This is a genomic window from Bacillus sp. SIMBA_008 (assembly GCF_046535495.1).
Classification (GTDB): domain Bacteria; phylum Bacillota; class Bacilli; order Bacillales; family Bacillaceae; genus Bacillus; species Bacillus subtilis.
In genome coordinates, this window is the sequence record NZ_JAWRWL010000726.1 from 1 (window position 1) to 259 (window position 259).

Here is a 259-nt window from a genome sequence, read left to right on the forward strand (position 1 = left end):
GGAAGTTTGGGGCACCTACAGGCATAATCATGAATTCTTGAATGTCTACGTTGTTATCCGCATGCTCTCCGCCGTTGACGATGTTCATCATTGGCACTGGAAGCGTTTTGGAGTTGAATCCACCAAGGTATTGGTAAAGTGGAATTTGTAAGAAATCAGCAGCCGCACGTGCTACAGCGATAGATACGCCAAGGATTGCGTTTGCGCCTAATTTCCCTTTGTTTTCTGTTCCGTCAAGTTCGATTAACATTTTGTCAAT

At 44.4% G+C, this 259-nt stretch carries 1 pseudogene; it reads right to left on the reverse strand.

The window, feature by feature from the left end:
• Positions 1-259 (reverse strand): annotated as a pseudogene (eno, locus tag SB658_RS25165) (phosphopyruvate hydratase); the annotation flags it as partial.